General features: G+C 69.8%; 3 protein-coding genes. 1 reads left to right on the plus strand and 2 read right to left on the minus strand.

Annotated features, from left to right (window positions below):
* Positions 1-150: 150 nt before the first annotated feature.
* Positions 151-279 (plus strand): hypothetical protein, encoded by a 129-nt coding sequence (locus AB0H82_RS36240; RefSeq protein WP_362999802.1) that lies wholly within the window; start codon positions 151-153, stop codon positions 277-279.
* Between the two features lie 6 nt (positions 280-285).
* Here AB0H82_RS36240 and AB0H82_RS36245 read toward each other — a convergent pair whose 3' ends face one another.
* Both AB0H82_RS36245 and AB0H82_RS36250 read right to left on the minus strand, forming a co-directional pair.
* A complete protein-coding gene (locus AB0H82_RS36245; RefSeq protein WP_362999803.1) occupies positions 286-3,981 on the minus strand; it encodes a hypothetical protein in 3,696 nt (1,231 codons plus the stop codon).
* Between the two features lie 496 nt (positions 3,982-4,477).
* Positions 4,478-4,834, minus strand: coding sequence for a transposase (locus AB0H82_RS36250; protein ID WP_362999804.1), 357 nt, complete (start codon positions 4,832-4,834; stop codon positions 4,478-4,480).
* Positions 4,835-4,881: the final 47 nt, after the last annotated feature.

Raw genomic sequence — 4,881 nt, forward strand, 5'->3', positions numbered from 1 at the left:
CGGACACCCACCTCATCCCGCGAGCTGGGCTGGGTCGCGGTGGCCCGCTCGCAGAAGTGAGGCCCGCCGGGCAGCTACCCTCCGCTGATCCCTGGCCCGGACTTCCTGGCCTGGACCGGCCGGTCGTTTACCGAGCACAGCGAACCGGCGGTGCCCAGCGAGGGCGACTCCCAGACGCTGCGGCTGGCTCCGGTCCCGGGCACGGCATCGGTGTGGTCGGTCGGCCGCGCCACCGGGCCGGAGGGCACCTTCGCTCCGCGCGTCCTGCGGTTCGGGTGACCTGCGCTAGTCAGCGATCAACCAGGGCCAGACGCCGGGAGCCGTGAGCACATCGAGGGTGCGGGGGTCCGCATGCCGGAGCGCAGGCAGGGCCTTGTACCAGTCGTCGAAATGAACAGCGAGGGCCGCAGCCTTCGAGGCGTGCGTGGGGTCGGTGGCGAGTGCGAGCACGCCGTAGGCGGCGTCGCGGTACTCGGACCAGTCGCGGACGTGCTGTTCGGCGCGGTCGAACTCGCCCACCTCGGCGAGACCCTCGATCAGTCCGAAGCGCGCTTGCAGTTGTTCCCAGAGACCGGGTTGCCGCCTGACGTACGCCTCGGCGCGGGGGATGTACCCGATGATGACCAGGGCCCGCGCCATCTCGCGGTCGCCGGACATGAGGTTACGCATGAACGAGTCATCCTCTGCGCGGTCGAGGTGCGCGGCCATGGTCTTGAGGTCACCGATGGCGTATGCGGCCAAAGCCCGGACCGCGCACAGGGAATGCGATTGTAGGAACGGCTCTGCCCGCAGCCTCCGGTACAGCGCGGCGGCCCGCTCGGACTGCCCGTCTTTCACCAGCCGCTCCACGACTCTGGCCAGAATTTCCGTGCGGTGCATCGTCGAATCGAGGACGTGCATGGCCAGAGCAAGGGCACCGTCGCAGTCTCCCTGCTCGACCAGAGCCCGACAGATGTCACTCAGGGCGCTGAGCCGTATGTAGTCCCTTTCGATACCCTGGGCCAGGGTCGCGGCGAGATGCCGATGCTCTGGCCTCGCCAGGGCCCGTGCGAGCCCAGCCGTCACCCCGTCCTTGTCCTGCCCGTCGGGGACCAAGTCCATGAGGCGCAGGGCACGCCGCAGTTGACGGGTCTCCACCAGCGCCGTCGACACGGCGTCGAATTCCCATCCTTCCTCGTCCTTGAGCTCGGACCGGGAGCCGTCAGGATGCAGCCTGAGCTCGATGTCTTCGAGTAGCGCCCGAGCATGCTCGTGACGGCCCGCCCGGGCGAGTTCTGTGGCCACCTCGGCCCGGTGGCCGGCCTTGTTCAGCAGCGACGGAGGATCGCGGTACCCGACCTCCGCCTCGATGAGGAGCGCCTCGGCTTCGGCGGACCGCCCGTCGGCCGCGAGGGCGCGCGCAACGGGGGCGAGAGCCCACGCGCGCTCGGACATCTGGGGGATGGCCAGCGCGGTGTCCCGGGCCTGCTCCGTCCGGCCTTCGGTGAGCTGGACGCGCGCTCTCATGGCCAAGTGCACCGAGCGGGAGGTGAAGGGTTCTGCCCGGTCGAGCAGCGCCCGTGCTCGATCGGGTTGTCCGGCCTCCATCAGGGTCAGGATGAGATCGCCGAGGTCCTGGTACTCGTCCGGCCCCTCGTGTACCGCTCTCTCGGCGTGTTCGAAATGACCTTGCCGTACGAAGATCCAGGACAGGTCCTCGTGCAGGCGGAACTCGGGGCGGCGGAGCTCCTTGGCCAGCGCGAGGGCGCGATCGGGCTGGCCCGCCTCCGCCAGCATCAGGCAGATCCCGGAGACCCGGTCCCACTCACCGGCAGAGCGGACCAGGGCTTCGACCCGGTCGTAGGCTCCGAGCGCCGTCAGTACCCGAGCGGCCGCGATCAAGTGCCTTTCGTTGTTCGGCTCTGGGTCACGGACCAGGGCCAGCGCGCCTACGGTGTCTCCGGCAGCCAGGCGTGCGAGGGCGAGCTCCGCTTTCGCCGGGTACGCTCCGTCCTTCTTGTGCGACCGCTGCTCTAACGCGCGAATGAACGCGCGGGCCCGCACGTGCTCTCCCGCCGCCGCGAACCCTCTCGCTATCGCGCCGACGGCGTCGTCCGACAGATCAGAGATGCCGTCCCCCAGGCGGCGGAGGCACCGTGAAGCCTCCGCGAAGAGGGCCTTGGCCCGTGGCCCGTCGCCTGCTTGGCCCGCGGCGGTGGCGGTCTGGATCAGTGTCAGGGTGCGGGCGGGCTCTGTGGGCGCGGCCCGGGCGACCGAGGCCGCGCGATCCAGCAAGTCCCTGTCCAGCAGGGCGGAGACGATGGCGGGCAGCGCCTCCTCCTGCGCCGAGTCGGAGGCGATGGTGGCGGCGACGCGCTCGGCCTGTTCGAGCTCGCCCCAGGCGAGCCAGGTCGTCACGACGGAGCACAGCAGATGGTCGCCGTACCACTTGTTCGCGAGCCGCCGCACCGTGGCTTCCGCGTCGGTGACCACGTCATGGGCCTGCAGGTCCCGGCCCTGAGCCCGAAGCTCCTCGGCGACGAGCAGCAGAGCGGTGAGCTGCTCGTACCCGGTCGGAAGGCTCAAAGCGAGCGCCTTGGCCCGGTCGAACCGGCCCAGCGTCGCCCAGGCATGGGGCAGTTCCTTAGGGACCCTGTAGTTGCGCCCTGCCAGGGCGGCACGGTGGAGTGCGAGGCGCAGCATGTCCGGCAGCCGGTCGCGGCCGTCCTCCAGGATCAGCTGCTCGGTCGCACGTATCGCGCCCAGTGCCGCCGCGTCGCCGTGGGTGGCGCGATAGAGCCGCTCTTGGCGCCGGGCGTCCGTCGCGAGGACGAGCATGCGGGGAAGGTCCCGCTCCGCACCGAGCAGGGAGAAATAGCCGCCCAGGACGTAGCCGGGAGTGTCGTCGGGCCAGCCCCGCTCCTGGTAGCGCGCGGCCCAGGCGTGCAGCTGTTCCCGGTAGTGGTCCAGCTGGGCCGGGCCGAGCAGATCTCTGGCCCGGACCTGGAGCTCCTCGTGGGCCAGGAGGTAGACGTGCCTGTCACCGCCCACGTCGTAGGGCGTCTCTCGCCTCTCGAACGTGCGCGCCGCCACGGTGCGCAGCACACCGTTCAACTGGTACGGGGCGGACTCCGTCAGCTGGGCCAGATCCGTGGCCGTCAGCCCGTCGCCCGCCGCCGTCAGCAGTCCCAGAACGCTCAGGTGGCGCCCCCCTTCGGCGAAGAGCCGAGAGAGCTCCTTCTCTGCCGATCCGCGAATCACCTGCGCCTCGGGCGACGGCGCCAAGTCCCGCACATCGCAGGCGACACGGAGCGGATGCTCCTCTGGGACGTCGGGCGGCAGGGGCGGGCTCGGACGGCCCGTGACGATGACGCGCAGGCTATCATCGGTGACGTACGGCAGGGCGCCCGCGATGCTGTGGGCGTCGGGCCCCGCCGTAACCCCGCGGTCCTCGTCGAGACCGTCCACCAGGAGGACGAGACGCTCGCCGCGCTGCGCGCAGATCTGGCTCGCCCGCTGCAGCAGCTCGAACAGGTGGGCTTCGCGTGTCGCAGCCGTGCCCCGCGCGGGTATGGGCTCGTCCGCCAGCTCGGCGAGCTGTTCGAGTACGACATCCACGAAGGCCGTCCGGTCGTTCTGCGGACCGAGCCGTGCCGTGACGAAGAACGGCACGATGCGTACGCCCTGAGGAGGATGGGTCGAGAACCACGCCATGAGCGCGGTCTTGCCTGCCCAGGGACCCGCCCGCCACCACGCATACGGGTGGTCACCTTCGCCCCGGCAGAAAGCGGCCAGCTCGGCCAACTCGCCTGCACGACCGACAAGGCTGTCTGGAGCGAGACGGCGTACCTGTCCCGGGTAGGCCGAGCGTGCGGCGGGCGGGCCGATCGGCGCGCAGTTGATGGTGATGGGGCCCGTGAAGTCACGGCCTTGAACGACGTTGTGATGGAGCCCGCCGGAGACGGTGTTGTGCACGCCGTCATGCGAGGCGTCCCTGCTCACTCGCTCACCCGCTCCTCTGACTCAACGCCCCTGCCTGCTGGGCAAGTTCATGCAGTGAAGAGGTTCAGGGTAAGCCGTCGCGGTCAGGCCGCGCGGCGGAATGTCGTGGGGTCCGGGGTGGTCGCAGGCAGGGAGTGCGTGCTCGTTGTGGTGCGTGAGTGGGTTCGGGCGAAGGTGGAGAGGCGCAGGACGGCGAAGCGGGCGAGGCCGGCGAGTGCGGCGAGTGCGGAGGCGGAGAGGTGGACCGTCTGCTCGAGTGCCGCGTCAGGCCCCCGTCGCCAGTCGGTGGAGGGCGAGCATCACCACGCAGGTCAGTGCATGCGCGGCCACCGGGAACCCGGCTGACTGCGCGTGTTGGCCGACTCAAGGTCTGGGTCTTGGACGGCTCCCGGGAGCGGGTTTCGGCAAGACCTCCACGCATACAGTCCGGGTCACCATCGAGCCGCATATCTCCGCCGGGGAAGAAGTCGCCTGCATGGTGCAAGAGTGATCACTTCTAAGCGGCTTGGGCGCGATGTTGTTTGCCGATCCTCGGATTCGGTCTCGTCGCTGGATCATGGCCTGGTCGACGGCTTTGCCGAGGGAGTCGGTCCCTGGTCTGGGTGCGTTGTGGGTAGCCTTCATGCTTCGCCTGCCGCCAGACCAGCTCGATGTCGTTCAACTCCGGGCCATATGGCGGCAGGGAGCACAGCTCGACTCCGATCTTTCGCCAGCTGACGGCGACGGCCCTTGAACGCGTTGGCCGTGTGGGCCGAGGCGTTGTCCAGTACGACCGTGCAGGGCTTGTGCCGCTCCCAGACAGGTATGATGTCGACGCCGAGGCCGTCGGCAGCCAGGTCCAGCACGGCTGCAACGCCGCCGAGGCCCGCCAGGTGGACGCAGACGAACTCCAGCAGCGTC

Origin of the sequence: Streptomyces sp. NPDC050732 (genome assembly GCF_040654255.1) — a bacterium.
Classification (GTDB): domain Bacteria; phylum Actinomycetota; class Actinomycetes; order Streptomycetales; family Streptomycetaceae; genus Streptomyces.